Source organism: Chryseobacterium sp. ISL-6 (genome assembly GCF_018613715.1).
Classification (GTDB): domain Bacteria; phylum Bacteroidota; class Bacteroidia; order Flavobacteriales; family Weeksellaceae; genus Chryseobacterium; species Chryseobacterium paludis.
Window position 1 is genome coordinate 1 of sequence record NZ_JAGGPT010000021.1, and the last position, 17,315, is coordinate 17,315.

15 protein-coding genes are annotated in these 17,315 nt (G+C 32.9%); 13 read left to right on the forward strand and 2 right to left on the reverse strand.

Annotated features, from left to right (window positions below; genetic code table 11):
• Positions 1 to 426: 426 nt before the first annotated feature.
• Positions 427 to 3,219: a TonB-dependent receptor gene (locus J7E44_RS23570; RefSeq protein WP_214834597.1), complete on the reverse strand. Its 2,793-nt coding sequence runs from the start codon at positions 3,217 to 3,219 to the stop codon at positions 427 to 429.
• Positions 3,220 to 4,519: 1,300 nt separating this feature from the next.
• On the opposite strand from J7E44_RS23570, the gene J7E44_RS23575 reads away from it, so the two are divergent.
• Complete coding sequence (locus tag J7E44_RS23575) at positions 4,520 to 5,290, forward strand: lectin-like protein (RefSeq protein WP_214834598.1); 771 nt, start codon at positions 4,520 to 4,522, stop codon at positions 5,288 to 5,290.
• Positions 5,291 to 5,813: 523 nt separating this feature from the next.
• On the opposite strand, the gene J7E44_RS23580 is transcribed toward J7E44_RS23575, so the two are convergent.
• Positions 5,814 to 6,872: a PKD domain-containing protein gene (locus tag J7E44_RS23580; protein ID WP_214834600.1), complete on the reverse strand. Its 1,059-nt coding sequence runs from the start codon at positions 6,870 to 6,872 to the stop codon at positions 5,814 to 5,816.
• Between the two features lie 239 nt (positions 6,873 to 7,111).
• Between J7E44_RS23580 and J7E44_RS23585 the strand changes: the two genes are divergently transcribed.
• From J7E44_RS23585 to tssD (J7E44_RS23640), 12 genes are all read left to right on the forward strand, one after another.
• Positions 7,112 to 7,765, forward strand: a complete 654-nt coding sequence (locus tag J7E44_RS23585) for a C40 family peptidase (protein ID WP_214834602.1) — start codon at positions 7,112 to 7,114, stop codon at positions 7,763 to 7,765.
• A gap of 3 nt (positions 7,766 to 7,768) precedes the next feature.
• Entirely contained in the window at positions 7,769 to 8,704 is a 936-nt protein-coding gene (locus J7E44_RS23590) for a type VI secretion system baseplate subunit TssG (protein WP_214834604.1), read from the forward strand.
• Between the two features lie 20 nt (positions 8,705 to 8,724).
• Complete coding sequence (locus J7E44_RS23595; protein WP_214834605.1) at positions 8,725 to 9,642, forward strand: TssN family type VI secretion system protein; 918 nt, start codon at positions 8,725 to 8,727, stop codon at positions 9,640 to 9,642.
• A gap of 28 nt (positions 9,643 to 9,670) precedes the next feature.
• A complete protein-coding gene (locus J7E44_RS23600; protein WP_214834607.1) occupies positions 9,671 to 10,831 on the forward strand; it encodes a hypothetical protein in 1,161 nt (386 codons plus the stop codon).
• Positions 10,832 to 10,848: 17 nt separating this feature from the next.
• Complete coding sequence (gene tssO / locus J7E44_RS23605; protein WP_214834609.1) at positions 10,849 to 11,361, forward strand: type VI secretion system TssO; 513 nt, start codon at positions 10,849 to 10,851, stop codon at positions 11,359 to 11,361.
• Positions 11,361 to 11,900 carry a hypothetical protein gene (locus J7E44_RS23610; protein ID WP_214834611.1) on the forward strand — a complete coding sequence of 180 codons (540 nt, stop codon included), beginning with the start codon at positions 11,361 to 11,363 and terminating at the stop codon, positions 11,898 to 11,900. Before tssO ends, J7E44_RS23610 begins: the two co-directional genes overlap by 1 nt.
• Before the next feature lie 106 nt (positions 11,901 to 12,006).
• Entirely contained in the window at positions 12,007 to 12,435 is a 429-nt protein-coding gene (locus J7E44_RS23615) for a GPW/gp25 family protein (RefSeq protein WP_214834613.1), read from the forward strand.
• 5 nt (positions 12,436 to 12,440) lie between these two features.
• On the forward strand, positions 12,441 to 14,261 hold the full coding sequence (locus J7E44_RS23620) for a type VI secretion system baseplate subunit TssF (protein ID WP_214834616.1): 1,821 nt from the start codon (positions 12,441 to 12,443) through the stop codon (positions 14,259 to 14,261).
• A gap of 67 nt (positions 14,262 to 14,328) precedes the next feature.
• Positions 14,329 to 14,778 (forward strand): hypothetical protein, encoded by a 450-nt coding sequence (locus J7E44_RS23625; RefSeq protein ID WP_214834618.1) that lies wholly within the window; start codon positions 14,329 to 14,331, stop codon positions 14,776 to 14,778.
• An 8-nt stretch (positions 14,779 to 14,786) separates the two neighbouring features.
• Entirely contained in the window at positions 14,787 to 16,145 is a 1,359-nt protein-coding gene (locus J7E44_RS23630) for a DUF5458 family protein (protein ID WP_214834620.1), read from the forward strand.
• Between the two features lie 278 nt (positions 16,146 to 16,423).
• Positions 16,424 to 16,810, forward strand: a complete 387-nt coding sequence (gene tssD / locus J7E44_RS23635) for a type VI secretion system tube protein TssD (RefSeq protein ID WP_214834622.1) — start codon at positions 16,424 to 16,426, stop codon at positions 16,808 to 16,810.
• Positions 16,811 to 16,902: 92 nt separating this feature from the next.
• A complete protein-coding gene (gene tssD / locus J7E44_RS23640) occupies positions 16,903 to 17,289 on the forward strand; it encodes a type VI secretion system tube protein TssD (RefSeq protein ID WP_214834624.1) in 387 nt (128 codons plus the stop codon).
• The last annotated feature ends 26 nt before the right edge of the window (positions 17,290 to 17,315 follow it).

Sequence of the window (17,315 nt, forward strand, 5' to 3'; positions counted from 1 at the left end):
AATCCCGTATGGGATGGCAAATATTCAGGAAGGACAAATCCTACGGGTACCTATTGGTATACCATTTCATGGGAAGACCAAATCAGTGGAAAACTGTTTAAAAGATCAGGATGGATATTACTGAAAAACAGGAACAATGACGAAAGTAAAAATTATATTAGAGATTAATGAAATGCCTAATTTGAAAAGTATAATCTTTTTAGCGTTGCTAGCCTGTTAGGACGGTTCTTATACTCTTTATCTTTAAGGGTCTCAAGTTAAGCCTCCTATGAAAAGTAATATCGCAATTACTCTATTTTTTTCAATTGGATTGAATTTTTACCTGAATATCAATCCTTAAATTTTAAAAAAGAAACATAAATAGAGTCCTGTGCTTTTAAATACTACAGTGGATTGTACAAACAGCTATAATTAAAATTCTTCGTTTTATTCCTTTTCTAATCCATTCTGTATTTTTTTACCTGCGAATTTATTAAGTTTCATAGTAAGGGAAAACATAACATAACGCTTCAGGATAAGATCATCACGATCCTCAAAATAAGAATTTGTTATTGTTCTTCTTACGCTTTGATTTTGATTGAGTACATCATAAATTTTAACTTTTGCTGTAAGCTTCCTGTTAAAAAATGAATAACCTAAACTTGTATTCCAGAAGTAAAAGTCTCTTTTGAAGTCAGGGGCAATATTTGAACTGGTATTGTATTCGAAATCGTTTCCAAAAACAAGATTGCTCTGTAAAAAATAATTAGTAAGCTCTAGTTTTAATGCTTGATTTGTTGTCTGGACTTTTTCAATACTATAATTGGTGTAGTTGGAAAAATTATATCCTATTGAATAAGATGGTTTTATAGTGAACTTGTCTTTAAGTTCATATGCAAGATTTAACTCTGGATTAATATTATATGAGCCGCTTGAAAACCATTGTCCGTTTATAAAACCTCTGTTATATCCGTAATTCACATTAAACCTTGGACTAATGATAAATTTATTCTCTTTCCATTTGAAATTTTTGCTGAAACCACCACCAAAGTTAAGGTCTTTATTTCCACTAACATTGGCATAAGTAACATATTGTTTACCTGAATTATCATAATAAGAGTAATTAGTGATATCGTTGTTGCTGTAGGTGAAACCAATATTAATATAATAACTGATGTCTTTTAATATATTAAAATTATTAAAATAAAGATACGTTCTGTTGATCCACTTATTTTTAAGATCCGGATTTCCCTGATAAGTAATTAATGGATTAGAGAGATCTTCATACGGAGTCAGTTGTTCTGTGCTTGGGATATTAAAATCTGCATAGTTGTACAAGCTCAATCTTTTATTTTGTGAAAACTGATATTGCAAATTCAAATTATAACTCGGGAGTACAAAGTTTTTTTGTAGATTGTATTGTTTCCCATTAAAAACGGAACTCACTTGCATATCTGAAATTTGAAGCTTTGCTGAATACCAGATATTTATTTTCTTTTTGTTAAAGTCAAAATTAAGTTCAGGAGAGATTTGATTAATCTTTTGATCCATACTATTGGATAATATCATATTATAATTTGAATATTCTCCTGTGTTGACATCGAAATCACTAACATTTCTCAAACCTCTTGAAAGTTTTGCGTCATAATTTAAATTAAGGCTAATGGTTGCAGAATCGAAAATTGGCTCAGTGTATCCTACACTAAAATTATAGTTGTTATTTTGAGTTTTGTTTTTTGCGAGTTGATTTCTATTATCATTTGCATTGTTACCGCCATTATTTTGATAGAATGTAGTCTGTGATCTATTCAGATGATTACTTTTAGACTCTGATATTGTAGTATTCATATTAGCATAGGCAACCCTTCCTTTTTTCTTGAATTTCTTAGAAAAATACATATTTGGATTAAAGGAATTGTTTTCAGAATCTGTGCTCATATAAGAAAAACTTTCATTTAAGAGTGTGTTATTTCTTAAAGTCGATGATTTTGAATTATTAAAATTGAAACCTTCACTTCTGGAGAATGAGGGTGAAATGTAAATGCTTGTCAAAGAATCTAATTGAATTCTTGCAGCAGTATCAAAACTATATTTTTTGATTTCATTTTCACCATTACTTTCAGAATTGGTTTTTAAAATAAAGTCTGGCAGTAATGTAATTCTTGAAACTTTGGAACGGATTTCAAGATTGTTATTGGAATGCATTAAGCTAAAAGTTTCAAGATCCGCATCTTTTCCTAACTTATCACTATAATTAAATCCTATTGTTGTTGATTTTTGAATTCCTTTGGTATTATTACCTCCTTGAGAATAATACGTATCACCTTCTATTGTAGTTACGCTCTCACCTTGCATCATCCAGGAATTTCTTCCGTGTCCCATACTGTCAAAAACCTCATCATTGGAAAAGCCTTGAGAATTAATGTTGTTTGATGAGACAAGTACGCTGATTTTACTGTCTTTTTTAAAATAACTCAACAATCCACTTCCTTCATAACGTTTGTCAGAACCATAGCCTAATGTAAATCTGGAAATCAGCCCTTTGTTTTTCTTTTCATCAATATTGAAATTGATAGTGGTGCTATTTGATTTTGCTGTTTTTCCATTCAGTTCTTCTTCTTTTGTCTTCGTAGTGGTAAACTGAATGTTTTTAATAATATCTGCAGGAAGATTTTGCAAAGCAATTTTCCCATCTCTATCAAAAAAAGGCTTACCGTTGATCATAATCTGATCCACATCCTTTCCGTTAACGGTAATTTTTCCATCATTATTAATCTCAACACCCGGAATTTGTTTTAGGAGTTCTTCAATTTTACTATCTGGGCGTACCTTAATAGAAGAGACATTGAATTCAATAGTATCTTTTTTAATCTTGACAGGCGAAACAGTAATCTTTATCTCTTCGATATTAAACACTTTATTTTTTTCAAGCTCAATTTCTCCTAAAGAATAAGATTGATCTATTTTTTTGAAATTTTTAGAATAGGAAAATAATTTTTCAGCATCCACTTTTAAAACTGTAGGTTCGTTTAATTCATTTGCTTTTAGAGAGAATTTACCTTCTTTATTAGTTGCTGTATAATTAACAATTGACGAATCTTTTTGTTTGAGCAGATAAACGGTTGCGTTTTCTACAGGTTTCTTTTCGAAATCCGTCACTTTTCCATCGATGGCAAATTTTTGTCCGTTTAAGATCGTGATATTGATTAAAATTATCAATACCAATAGTATTTTCCTCATTTAATATTTTTTCGCGTTAAAAATTTGTTGTCTGAATTGAAGTTAAAGAAGTAGATAAAGTTAATCTTGAAGCATATTTCTGATTAGATCCTGCTGTTCCGGTTATAAGATAACCAATAAAAAGAACCACCTTCCTTCTGTTAAATCAATATAAGAATTCAGATACGAATTGCCACTAGCAGAATATGAAATTCTAGCTGGTGAAGTTATTCCTGTACTATTTGATATTGCTTGATCTTTCCAAATTCCTACTGCGTTAGCATCTGATGGTAAAACTTTTGCATTATCTTGGGTTCCATCTGTAATTTTAGCATTTGTTATTTTTAACTAATGTGTCATTGCTAACTAGATATCTAATGTATTATCATACAACAAAGAATAAATAATAGAAATCCAAGGTATAAAATATCCATAAGTAATATTTAGTAATTAATTGATCTCACTATTTTCCATCCCTACTTTCTTTTCAATTTTAGTATTACACTATTATTGATACCCATTAAGTTTGATAAAGAAAATTCTTATACAAATATAAAAATCAGCTTTTTAACATCTACCTGATAACCAGTCATATTATCACTAATTTATTGTCGTTTTTTTAACTAGTTATTAAGCACTAAACTCAAAGGAATACGAAAACAGAAAAAACTTGACCTTCCAAAATGGAGGATAAAAATATGTTTAAAAGAATTCAAGATGAAAAAACTTTAAGGGGGTATAATTTACCTTCGGCTCAATATCATTACAAAGGTGAAATTGAAGATCGATAATTAATTTTTGATCAAGAGCTCAAGCAATTAACCAAACAGGATTAGACTTTGAGTTAATTGTTACAACTTCAGAAGGATCAACTTGGTATGGTTTATCGGAATATTTTTTTTAATCAAATCCACTATCTCTTACATGTTTATCTCAATCCTTTTGAAAAGTATAATAAACATCTTTTTCAAAAGGCTTAACTGAAACTACCATTGAATCCATTTCTTTTTTCCGTCAGGAATTTCCCTTTCGTTTTTTGCACATCTATTATATTGCAAGACTTTCTTGGTTTCTTGGTGTAGATTAAAAACTACATGAAACATTATATAATACTATAAGGGATTTTTTTTTAGTCACAGAATTATGTTGTAAAATTGGTTAATCAGATGATTGCTATTAGAAAAGAACTTTATTATAGGTGGCCATCATCTAAAGTGTTAATAGCTACACATATATTGCAATATGTGAATTTTTAAAAACATAAAATTTCAATGAAATACTAAATATTTCAATTCAAAAACTAATCTTAACAATACACACTATGAAAGCTATTTTTATTTTTATTGTTTTTCCTTTGCTGGTGTACGGGCAAATAGGTATCAATACAACAAATCCGACAAAAACACTTGACATCAATGGAGATCTGCGTGTTCGGACTTTAGGTCCTGGGAGTGCTATTGATGGTGTTTTATCAACAGATGAAGATGGAAACATTCATAAAATCCCCAGAAGTGAATTTGATGAAGGAGCCACAGGATTCAGCAGTTCCATATTGGGATATGAACCCCAACTGTGGGCTGCAAGGCCTACCCCGCCTGGGCCTGTACCAGGTGGAGGTACTGCTAACGAATTAGGATGCAAGAAATGGGCTAGTAATGGACATACATACTGTGCATATCAGCTTTCACAAGTAATCACCTGGTTTAATGCTTTTTTATTTGCAAAATCAATGGGTGGATATTTGGTCACCATGCCCAATGATGCAGAGAGAATTTGGGTTAACCAGAATATTGTAGCTTCAGGAACAGGGTATAATCTGGTTAATAATATCTGGATAGGATTTAATAAAATCAGGAGGCCAGGAAATCCAGATCAACTGCAATGGATAACAGGGGAGGAATGGAAAATCAACTGGTCCACTAATCCAGCTACAACTGAGCAATGGTTTACTCCTGGAGAACCCAATAATTCAGGAGGAAATGAAGGGGCTACCCACATATGGGCTTCAAGTAATGTAGAGAGGAAGTGGAATGATAGAGATGGTAATGCAACTGCTAGCCAGAATCAACTTATTGTTGAATTTAATGAATAGAGTATAGAACCCCTATTTAAAAACTAATTCTAACTTTATAAAGTTGTAAAAAATAGGACTAAAATTCACAGTTCTATTTTTTTTATTCCTGTTTTCAGATGTTACTCTAAAAGAGTTTTCTAAAAACTTCTATAAAAAATTACAATATAGTAGATATTATATGATATTTATTTCTGTATAAATCTACATTATTTAAAAACGTATAAAACTTTAGTAATAAATTTACAATCCGCAGTAGAAAGGTTCTTTTGATTGTAGCTAGTGTCTTAAATTACCTAGAATTAAGACTGTCCAATGTAACTGTTATTTTTGTTCTACTCAATAAAATAGTAAATTACCATGAATATTGAATTAAAGAACACATCTTAAAATTTCATCACAAAAATCAGAGAATAGTTGAAATGTTCTCTGATTTTTTTGTGATAACTTTCATCCCTATAACTCTTTCTGCCAGATGCTAATCTGGTGGATTTTAATAACTTTCAGAGCAGAAGAAATGATTTTACAGTATAGCCGGACTTTATTATTCTTTTATCCAAACCATGAATTTTTTTGTTTTATATTGAATCGTGATATGTTCAATACAGTTGAGTTGGTTTTTATCTATTCTTAATGTACTGATTTTAATTTTTTTTCCAGCAATGAGCTGACAAAATTCTTCAAATGAAATTATTTTTTTGCCATTGACTACGACGGGGATATCATATTTTTCACACATATAAGGTCCGAAGTCATCTTTTGTTTTCGATTCAGTAGCTACCTGCATCAAGAGCAAACGGAATTGTTCGTTAGAGATTTCAGGTTCTTTTTTATGAGTATTGGATAAAGAATCTTTTTTGGATGTTGATTTCGGTGAAACGGGAATGTATTTTAATGCATCTACTAAGGGATCTTTTTCTGCATTTCCGATGGGTAAAGAAAATGCCGAGTGTGGCTTTTCAAATTCATAAGAGTTAATATCAATTTTAGGTTTGTCCGGCTTTGGCGCAGGTGCAACATAGATTGTTTTACTGGCAGAATGCTGTACATCACCGTTGACGACAAGAGTGATTTTTTTAGTGCCTTCCGAATTAAATTTGTACGAGGGAGCCTGATCTACGGCATCTATATGGGTTGATTCGCCAAAGTTCCACTCCCACGAGGCACCATATTCTTTGATAGCATTAAACTTAACAGATTTTCCTACGGTAACAACGCTTGGGGCGCTAATCAAAGGTAGATTGGCACTATGCTCATCAGTGCTGGTTATTGTGATTAATTGCTCGTGAATACAGTTTTTATTAAGGGTTAATGTAACAATATATTCACCTGGCTTTTTATAGGTATGCAGAGTACGCCGTCTTTTATCAACTGCTGTACTGTCCCCAAAATCCCATTCCCAGGTTTTAGCACCATTCGTATTATCATAAAATTCGACTACTTTATTGGTTGTAAACTCTTTGGCATAGACGATAAAACTGGCATTTTCGCAGTCTATGTGCCGATTGTATTGATAAACCAAAAAAAATGTACTGAAAAGCAAGAGTATTGTTATGCTCCAGAAGACCTTAGAGTCCAGGCTGGATTTAAAAAAAGATTTCATTTCTTTTTGTGTTTGCTGCAAAAGTATAAAAAAACAAATTAAAGTGTAGTGTATTTAATGTCAATATATTACGACATGTTGTACTATGGATTTATTAAAGATTATTATGGGATATTTCATGATTTTAATCATGAAAATGCAGAAATTGATCATATAAGTTTGCATGTGTCTTATAGGATAATTCATTATCTAATTATGCTGCATCAGATAATTAAAGATTTTACTATTAAACATTAAAGATGAAATTTTATTTAGAAAAGGACTTGGTTACACTGGTAACTCTTTTGCTACTCTCCGGATTAATGTCATGCAGTAGTGCAAATTACCTTGATGATATTCCTTATATATATTCCTCGGAAGAATACAGTAAAGAATTGAGTAATACAAAAAGCCGTATTGACTCCAGTTTTATAAGTGTTGACCATAATAAAGAGAAACTCAATGATGAAGATCTGGATATTAAAGAAAGATATTCTATCATAATGGGAGTAATGCCCCAACAGGTTACCAATTATAAGCTATACTCTTTTATCGACGGATGGATAGGAACGCCATATAAAAAACAGATGCTTGAGCAGAAGATAGGGGTTGATTGTGCCAATTTTACATCAATACTGTTTAATGAAGTGTATGGGGAAACTATTTCTGCCATTCCTGAAAAAGTTTTTAGTTCAAATTCTCTAGAGTTGTTTACTGGAAGGAGCTTTCTGCGTGAAGGTGATATTTTGTTTTTTCGCTATGAGAAATCGCGCCCTATCTCTGATGTTGCTATATACCTGCAGAATGACAGAATCGTAGCGTGTACGGCAAGTGGTCTTAATATCTATGATTTTAATGATAAGTATTTTCAGTTACGATATGTAGCAGCGGGAAGATTAAAACTTAAAGAATGAAATATGGAATATTTTGAAAATATAGCTAATGAAATTAGTTCTTTACCATATGATATTAGGGCAGAGGTTATTATCAATGATTTACTAAAAAGCGGAGGCCTAATGGGAGATGATTATCTTATAGAAAAAGACGGTCAATTCTCAAGAGCTTACCGATATGATATATTAGCTTCTGAATCAAGTAACTACAGTCTCGGGACAGCACGTTTTTTAAAGCTGGTCCTTTCACGTGACAGTATTTATGATTTGTTGCCTGAAAATGTGGTTCATCATAACATTGGTAATACTGCTGAGAAGAATGTTGATGTAATGATACAAGAGTATAGGATCAAAAAACAGGAGCAAAAGAACTGTAGACTGTTTTTTCAACCGTTTGAAAATGAAATTTTCAGATATGGTGTTAAAATTGAAGAGTTCGAACAGGTTTTTTTATCCAATCTCCACGGTTTGCTTGCCCCTGAATCGTTTTATGATTTTTTTGGGATCGACCGTAATTTATACTCTGTTATGACCTCCAAGTTGATCAGAATGCTCCCTTTTGCTCACAAGGTTGTTGGAAATATTGAACTGACCGCGCAAGTACTTTCTCTGATTCTTGAAGAAGAGGTCAGGATCACCAGAAAGAACTGGAAAAAATATTATGATGATGGACAAAATAGTCTACTTGGTGACTGTAAACTCGGACTTGATATGATTTCGGGTAATAATTACGACCATTATTCGGATTACTTGACTCTCTCAATTGGTCCTTTAAAAAATGGAAAGCTTTCGGAATATATCCATCAGGGAGAAAAGAAGCAGTTCGTGGATTTATTTTGTTCTTATTATTTTTCGGCTGAAGCGGAATTAGAGATAGATATTATACTCTCCAAAGAAGCGGAACGTTTTGATATGACTGAAGATAAAAGTACACTTTTAGGATATAATACAAGGATATAATGCAGGTGAAAAAATATTTCATGAATTTGGTAGAACCTGAAATTTTGGCTTCAATAGTCATCCTTTTAGCTATTTGTATAATCCTGACCGCTGTTTTAAGAAAAAGAGTACCGGATTTTAAAATTAAATACAGATCAAAATTCTGGTCATATGTATATGGTGTTATCATCATTAACTCGGCAGTGGCATTTCTGGGATATAATAAGCTTTTTGGAGATAATGCTCTATCTGAATTCATCTTTTACCAAATAAGCTCATTGCTTCTGGGGATTGTACATTGTTATATGTACAGGTCCTTTTTTAACAGATTTGAAAAAAAAGTAAGCGGATTTGAATATTTTTTTCTTATAACCATTGTCAGTTATTCCATTCTCCCTTTTACCTTAATATATACCTTTCTCAATGGAATTAAGTTTGTCTTTCTGATGATGGGAGAGTATGTTTTATTTTTTATTCCCACATTACTGAACGAAACTTTTAACAGAGCAATGGGTATTCCTCCCCAGATCTATAAGACATGGCAGTTTCCTGAAAACTATAAGAGCCTGCCTGGAGTTACGGATGAAGAAATGAAGGATCTGGTTGTTTTTACATTATTAATAGATAAGGATCGTGATGCTAAAAATTACAGTTCTTATAGGGCTAAAGGACCAACGAGAATCGATTTTGAAAGACTTTTTTACAGTTTTATACTGGATTATAATGAAAAAAATTCAGAAAATGAATTAAAGGTTGAAGGAGAAAACGGTTTTTATAATTGGGTATTTTTTTTACAGCCCAAGTGGTATGAGCCTACAAAATATGTAGATCCTGATCTACCTCTTTATATGAATGGTATAAGAGAAAACAGTGTGGTAATTTGTACGAGAGCGTATGATATAATCAGTGAGGATAACATACAGGATGATCATGATATACTTGATTTCGAATATAAATAATATAATCAATTAAATATTAACAAACATAATGATAGAAAAGTTAAAATATTATCCTGTACATTGGATGGATGGGATGAAGATCAATAAAAACCATTTTACAGACGTGCAAAATTTTGTAAGTGATTCTGTGAGGGATTCTATCGGAAGTACTACTTCTCCTATTAATTACGGACTTTTACCAGTTAGTGATTCTATAAAAATAAGATTGACGGTGGATCAGCACAGACAACTAAAAATAATCATTGAAAAATGTCATGGAGTTACTCCCAACGGTTCCCGTATTGATATAGATATTCCAGATGAAGGATTTTCTGAACAATCATTTTTGTATCCGGAAGCCAGCTATATGATAAAAGAAGATGAGAATGTAAATTTAATGGTATGCCTTTCAGTAAATATTTTTAAAAGGATTCCTTTTGGTGAACCGGATCAGGAAGAGAATCCGCCAAGATATCCCTATACAAGGCCTGAATATCTTTTACAGCTTATTCCTGAAAGGGAGTTAAAAGATCCATTGGGATTTGGAGCAGGACATCTTGTGGTAGCAAGGATATTGGTAAATGCCGGAAAATGTGAAATTGATACTCATTATATACCTGCTAGCCAGAGTGTATACAGCCACAAGAGCTTAAAGGAGTTTTATGTTGAAATCGACCATTTTTACGGACAGATTGAGTTGTATGCTTCTCACATTAAACAAAAGATCCGGTCAAAAAAACAAAATAATTTACTTTCATTAATTGTTGATGACATGGCTGATAAAACGCTTAGTTATCTGGGAATGGAAATTAACCGGTACCGATGGACCGCACCGTATTCCCCGCCCATTTATATATTGTCATCGGTAAGTGCTTTTGCAAGGGTTCTTAAAAACTGCATAGAGACTTATACGGGGTCGGGAAAAGAGGAGCTGCTAAACTATTTGACAGAATGGTGTAATATCAGCCAGGGTGACTTTGAATCTGTCTTTTCTGAGATATTGAATGCAGACTATAATCATAATCAGATCAATCAGATTATAGTAAAAGCAAAGCAGTTTATTACAACTGCAGAAGAAATGTTTTCGATTCTTTATCAATTGGATTATATCGGTAAAAAGAGAGATGGAAGTATTTTCATCTCTGAAAGTCCTGGTGATAAAGATGCAGCCATTCATATTAAACGAAGCCAGTCTTTTTTAGCTGATTAATCTAGAAACATAATAATATGGAAATTCTTAATAAAAAAGAAAGATTTCGCGCATTCCTATTTTTTATCTTATTTTTTTTGATTTCTGTTTTTACACTGGTCACCGGCTTGTTTTTCAATACCTATTTTCCATTTAAAGAGAATGTATTGTTAAAAGCTGAAAATAAGAAGCTCAATAAGGAAATGGGAATTCAGGATCAATTTTCTTTTCAGCTAGAAAAAGTAAAAGCAGCCGTCGACTCAATAGGGGTTCCAGGGAAGAACGATTTCTTTAATGAAAACCTTGCTTTATCGCTGCTTGCCGATATGTACAAACAGCTTCCGAAAGACAGTATAAAAAATGAAATAATGTATAACAATACCATCATCGGATATAAAGATCTTGTGGATCGTAAAAAAGAAATGAAGCGCTTATCCTCCAACGGGAAAGAGGTGGACAGTTTACTTACGCTCAATAAAATCCTTAAACAGGAATATGATAAAATCAAAACTGATTTGGATGTATGTCGCCAATTGTATAAATCTCAATGATGAAAAATATTAAGGATTATTGTAGTCTGTTTTTTATATTATGTGGTTTATCTATGTTCAATGCGCAAAATGCTGTTGATTCCATTTCGAAAACAGCTCAGTTCGATTGTAAGATTACACAAACAAAACAAAAAATGCACAATAAATATTTTGTTAGTGCTCCTGAGCTACGCCTGAGAGCCAATAATCAGAGTTATGTGTATGCGCTTTTTCAATTAGGCAAAAGAGAGAACAAAGTTTTTATGTACATCAGAATCTTGGACAAGAATGTTTGTATTAAAAAAGATCAAATACTAGATATACAATGTCTAAACGGTAAAGTCGTCAGCTATAAAAATGACTTTCACGTTAATTGTGATGGCATTTTTGTAAAAAAGTTTAATGCTAAGGAAATTAAGAATTTAAGTCAAAGTGAAATGAGTATAATCAAGATTTATACTTATCAAAAAAATTATGAGTTTTTATTAAGCAGAACACAAAATTATAATATTAATAACCAGCTTCATTGTTTGTCTGCATATAAGATAAAGCAATCGTAATCGGGCTAATGAAAGAAAATAAATCCGCTAACTAATTTTTAAAAACCAATATCTGAATACCTGAGGATTTCGGATTAAGTAAAGTTAATTTTAAAACACAATACAGATGAAAGGAGTTTATTATAAGATACCTATAGATTTTGTCAGCATTATGGATGAGAGAATCGCTGAAAAGGTATCTATCGACCAATCGATAAGCCAGCATCTTTTTATTATTGCTATCACACCTTTGGGGAGATGTAAGTTTGATGATACATTCGGAACTGAAATTTTCGAAGTTGATTTTGAACTTCCCAAAAGTGATAACTCTATCAAAGAATTCATTAGTAAAACAATAACAGAATCCATTGTAAGGCATGAGAAAAGACTTCTTATGGAAGATATTGAAGTGACTGTCAGGAATACTGATATAGGAAATATAGGTACAAAAAGAGTTAAGAAAAAGGTGTCAATATCGATAAAAGGATTGGTTATAGAAACAGACAGGCCTTTCTTTTTTCAAAAATCATTTTTTATTGGACCATTATCACATTAAATTTTATGAGTCAGGAAAAAATAAAAGACAGGATACTTCGAAGAGCGGCAAAACTCTGGGGGTATAATGAACTAAGGGCAGATTCTTCTTTTGACCCTATTGTAAGCTTAATGCTTTCAGCCACGGCTTCTGAATTGGAAAAACTGGGATTTGAGTTGGAAAGTTCCAAAGCCCGTATTATTGAAAGAGTTCTTGAGGTTATGTTTCCGGAAGAGATTACCGGAGTCTTACCTTCCAGATCACTTCTTCAGATATTTCCGGTGGAAAATCGTTGTAAAATATCGTTAAATGATCATTTTAAAACAGATAAAAAAAGTTCTAATGGTCCTAACCAACATGAAACACCAGGAAAAGACATTTATTTCTGTCCAACAATAGAGGCTGAACTCACCACGGCAAAGGTGGAATATATTGCATATGGCAAGATTATTAAGTATATGGAAAGTCCTTTTTCCAGTACTGTACTGCAAAAAAGTGAGAAACATATTCCGGCAGGAGAATTCTGGGTAGGAATCAGGTGTCCCGATATGGAATATCTGGAAAACCTTATGTTTTATATTGATGTTAATAGTCATTATCAAAAAGAATTGTTTTCACACTATATTAAGCAAACCAAGGTATACTTTGGAGCTCATGGATATGAACTTTTAAAAGGATATAATGTTGATCATCAGTTTACAGGATTGGAAAATATTCTTACTAAAAGCTATTTGGATCTTGAGTATATTTATGAGGACGTAAATCAATATTATTCTTCAAACTATTTTACTTTAAAAGATAAAATTGTGTTGGCAGATAGACGTTTGGACGAGGAATTGTTTGTCAAATATTTTCCTGAAAGCAAACTTTCCGAAGAAAATGATTTGATCTGGCTAAAATTTAAATTTCCTGAAGCTGTTGATGATGAGGTATTAGAGAATATCAATATAATCCTTAACTGTATTCCTGTAGTCAATATATACAATGTCAAAATGTACCAAAGGGCGGTTGGAAGGCTTGATATTATTCCGATTCAGTCTGAGGATTATTTTTTAGCAATGGATTATGTTATGGATGATAGCGGCAAAAGATTCGATTTGAAAAATTATTCTTCTGAAGGTGATGGAATTTCTGCCATTCTTAGAAAAGGAGGTGTGTCCAGGTTTGATCAGCGGAATGCTTCAGACCTTCTGCAGTACCTGTTGGAACTGATTAAAGATGAAACGGCAGCATTTTCAGCAATAGGAGGTGACTCAGCTAAAGAAATGCTGGTGCAGATTAATCAGAATATGGCTGCCCTGCAGCAACTTACGAGGGAAAAGAATTTCTCTTATATCCATAACCCTTATCTTATCATAACAGGTAATTCAGTACAACCGGAAGGGTCTTATAATATCTCTTACTGGAGTACCCAGGCGGAGAAAGCCAATCACATCAGATCGGGAACATTATTTGTGACAGATCAGCCCGGAAGCGTGGCGTGTGAAAAAAACTCTGTGATGGTCAGTACTTCTTTTGGTGGAAGGAAAAGCCTGTCACCGCAGGATAAAATCCTTGAATTCAGAACAGCACTGCTTGGCAGAGGAAGAGTTGTGACAACAGCAGATATTAAAGAATTTGCTATGAATCATTTCAAAGAAGCAATCGTCAATGTAGAAGTGCGAAAGGGAACAAAAAAAGAAATTTCATTCAAGGAGGGATTTACAAGAACTATTGATATTCATCTCTTTAGAAACTCTATCAAAAATATAGATGATAACGAGTGGAGTTATTTGTGTACAAGCTTTTTAATAAAGCTTAAAGATGTTTCATCCAATATGCTTCCCTACAGAATCTGTGAAAATTAATAAAACGGACAAGATGCTATTGTATTGATGAAGGTTAAAAAAGGTATAATAATTTAAAATAAATAATATGTCACTAAACAACGGAATTGGAGGAAATGAAGTTCCACAAGAAATAAATGAAGCGATATTCGAAATTCCTCAAAATAGAACACTTTTAGCTCAGAAACTGACTTCTCATGACCCCGTTAAGCCGGAGCTTGTGGAAGGATTAGAAACTGTGGAAAAAGTTTTTGAACATTTTAAACCGGAAATTAGGGTTGACTTTGAGGATGTAAACGGAAGTACTAAAGTGGAGTCACTTAAGTTTAATAATCTTGGAGACTTTGGGATAAAGGGAATTACCAGGCAAAGTGATTTTTTATCAGAATTGGAAACGGAAAAGAACCAATATCAACAAATCATCAGACAGCTTAAAACCAATAAAATATTGAAAGCAGCCATAGAGGATCCTGACGCTAAAAAAGCACTGTTTCAGACGTTACAAGCCTTAATCCAGGAATTAGATAATAATAAATAAACACAATTATGGAAAAGCAACAACAATTACAACAGGTTTCCAACCTGGAAAGAAAAAGAGAGGATTATGCTGCGGCGGTCAACCTTCCGGCATTAGCCCGTTATGGAGGCTTTGATTTGCTGGAAATATCCATTGATGGAGTTCAAAATATAAACCCTGACAGAAAGGCCAGAAAAAGAATTTTCTTAACAGAAACAGGTAAGGAAAAAGAAAGAGAGACCCTGAAGAAGACCCTAAAACTCTGGGCAAGCGTAATGGCCGAGAATAAATCATTATCGGATATGATTACTGACTGTGAGGATAGGAAAAAGTCTGCTGAGGAATTATTGGTGAACAATCTTTCTAAAGCTATTGAAGAGACAAAGGAAATAGAGGCCAATTACAGGACGGTTGCTATGTTTTATAAAAATACCGAGTCTGTTAAGGTAAATAATCTTACGATTGTTAATGCCAGTCTTGAACAATTGAAAGATCTGGATAACACTCGTTTTATAGATACTATACATACGGAGCTTACCAATAATTATGATAGACTTGATTTGAAAAATAATTATGGAATTTTGGTAATTCCAGGATATTTAGGTTCTAATAAAGTAATCGAAAAATGGGCAAAGCTGGTTTATGAAAATAAAGTGATGCTTGTTACGGATTTTGAGCATCTTGACGAAGCGGATGATGTTATGGAAATGTTTGACCAGGCGTATCTTACAGGAGGAGATATTTACAGATCAAATGTACTGATGACCTGTAACTGGCTTGTGGGAAGGGGGAAATTTGAAGAGATTGATGAACGTGAGAATATGTATATCCCCCCTTCGACAGCATTGGCAGGGAAAATTTATAATACTTTGATGTCGCAGGTAACGGCCGGTAAGAAATTCGGTGGAATTAATGAAGTGGAGGGTGTTAAATTTGACCTTAAAAAGAGTGAGATTGCTAATCTGGAAAATTTAGGTCTTATTCCTATGGTAAATGAATACGGTAAAGTGATGGCATTTTCAGGTAAAACTTTGTTTAACGGAGATAACATGGGCTTACAGACTTATTCCGTAGTACGGGTTTTTGATTATGTTACCAAAGTATTGATGGATTTTCTGAACCGAAGGGCTTTCGAAAATTTTACAGCAATGACAAGGAAGGAAATTATGAATCAGATTGTTAGATTTCTTGACAGTATTGCAGGGCCTGGAAAATTAATAGAAAATTTTGAAATCAGAAGATTTGAACAGGATCCTGTCCAAAAAGATAGGATTCACCTGGATATTCATATGAAACCTTATTTCCCGGCTAAAAACTTCCTTATTAAAATGGATGGCCATAAAGGGGATCAGGGTAATGAATGGGATACAGAATATATGCAAAGCTAGTCTGCTATAAGCTGAAGAGCCGTGTTTATTCTATCTTAAAAATACACATTTAATAATAAAGAGGAGTTACAAGCAATCTGAAAGTTGGCGAGGTAAACTTGTTGAAATCAAAAAAAATTCAGATTACTTTTTCCTTGATTTATATCAAAAAAACACAATCTACCTCATTTTGCGACGGAAAGGATTCTCTTTATGTTCCCATACAAAAGGGAGCCTGGACGCTGCTTGCTGGAGTGTATTGTATTTCAAATATTTTTAATCATTAAATTTTTAACATTATGTCATTTAAAGCAAAGCTAAAAGTAGCAGGGAAAGAGTATAATATACTTAAAGTTAGCTACGGATTATTTCAGGAAACTGATGCAACAGGAAGACCTTCTACCGTTACAAGAGGAGGTAAAATTAAGATTGTTTTGGAAGGAACAGGGGCTACAGACCTTTTCGAGTGGATGACCAACTCTTTTGAAAGAAAGGACGGAAGTATTGTATTTGCTAAACGAGATAGCGATGCAACGCTTAAGGAATTGAAATTTACGGAAGGGTATTTGGTAAGCCACAATGAAGATTTTGATTCTACAGGGGATAACCCATTGACTGAAGCCTTTACAATTTCAGCCAGAAAGATAGAACTTGGAACCGGGGCTTACGAAAATGAATGGGTATAAACCTTGAGTATAAACAGTAGTAACATCTGTTTACTACTGTTTACCTTTTATGATCAAAACATTTTTATTCACTTAAATCATAATCTTATATTATGTCATTTTTATCCAAATTAGAACTGGATGGTATTACTTACAACATCCTTGAGTGTAAATATAGTTTTACTCAATCTACAGATACTACTGGGAAACCCGAGGGAATACCACAAGGAGGAGAGATCAATATTACGATTGAAAGTACAGGAAATTCTGAACTTTTAGCATGGATGCTGGATCATAGCCAAACGAAAAATGGTAAAATTATTTTTTATCGTAGGGATGCTATCAGTAAACTTCAGGAACTGGTGTTTGAAAAAGCGTACTGCATTAGATTTAAAGAACATTTTAATGCTAATAGTAGCCAGCCATTGCAAATTGAAATAAGCATGATTGCCAAAAAGTTTGACCTTAATGGTGCAACTCATGATAAGATGTGGAAATAGCCACAATGAATTTGAGGAAATTATCT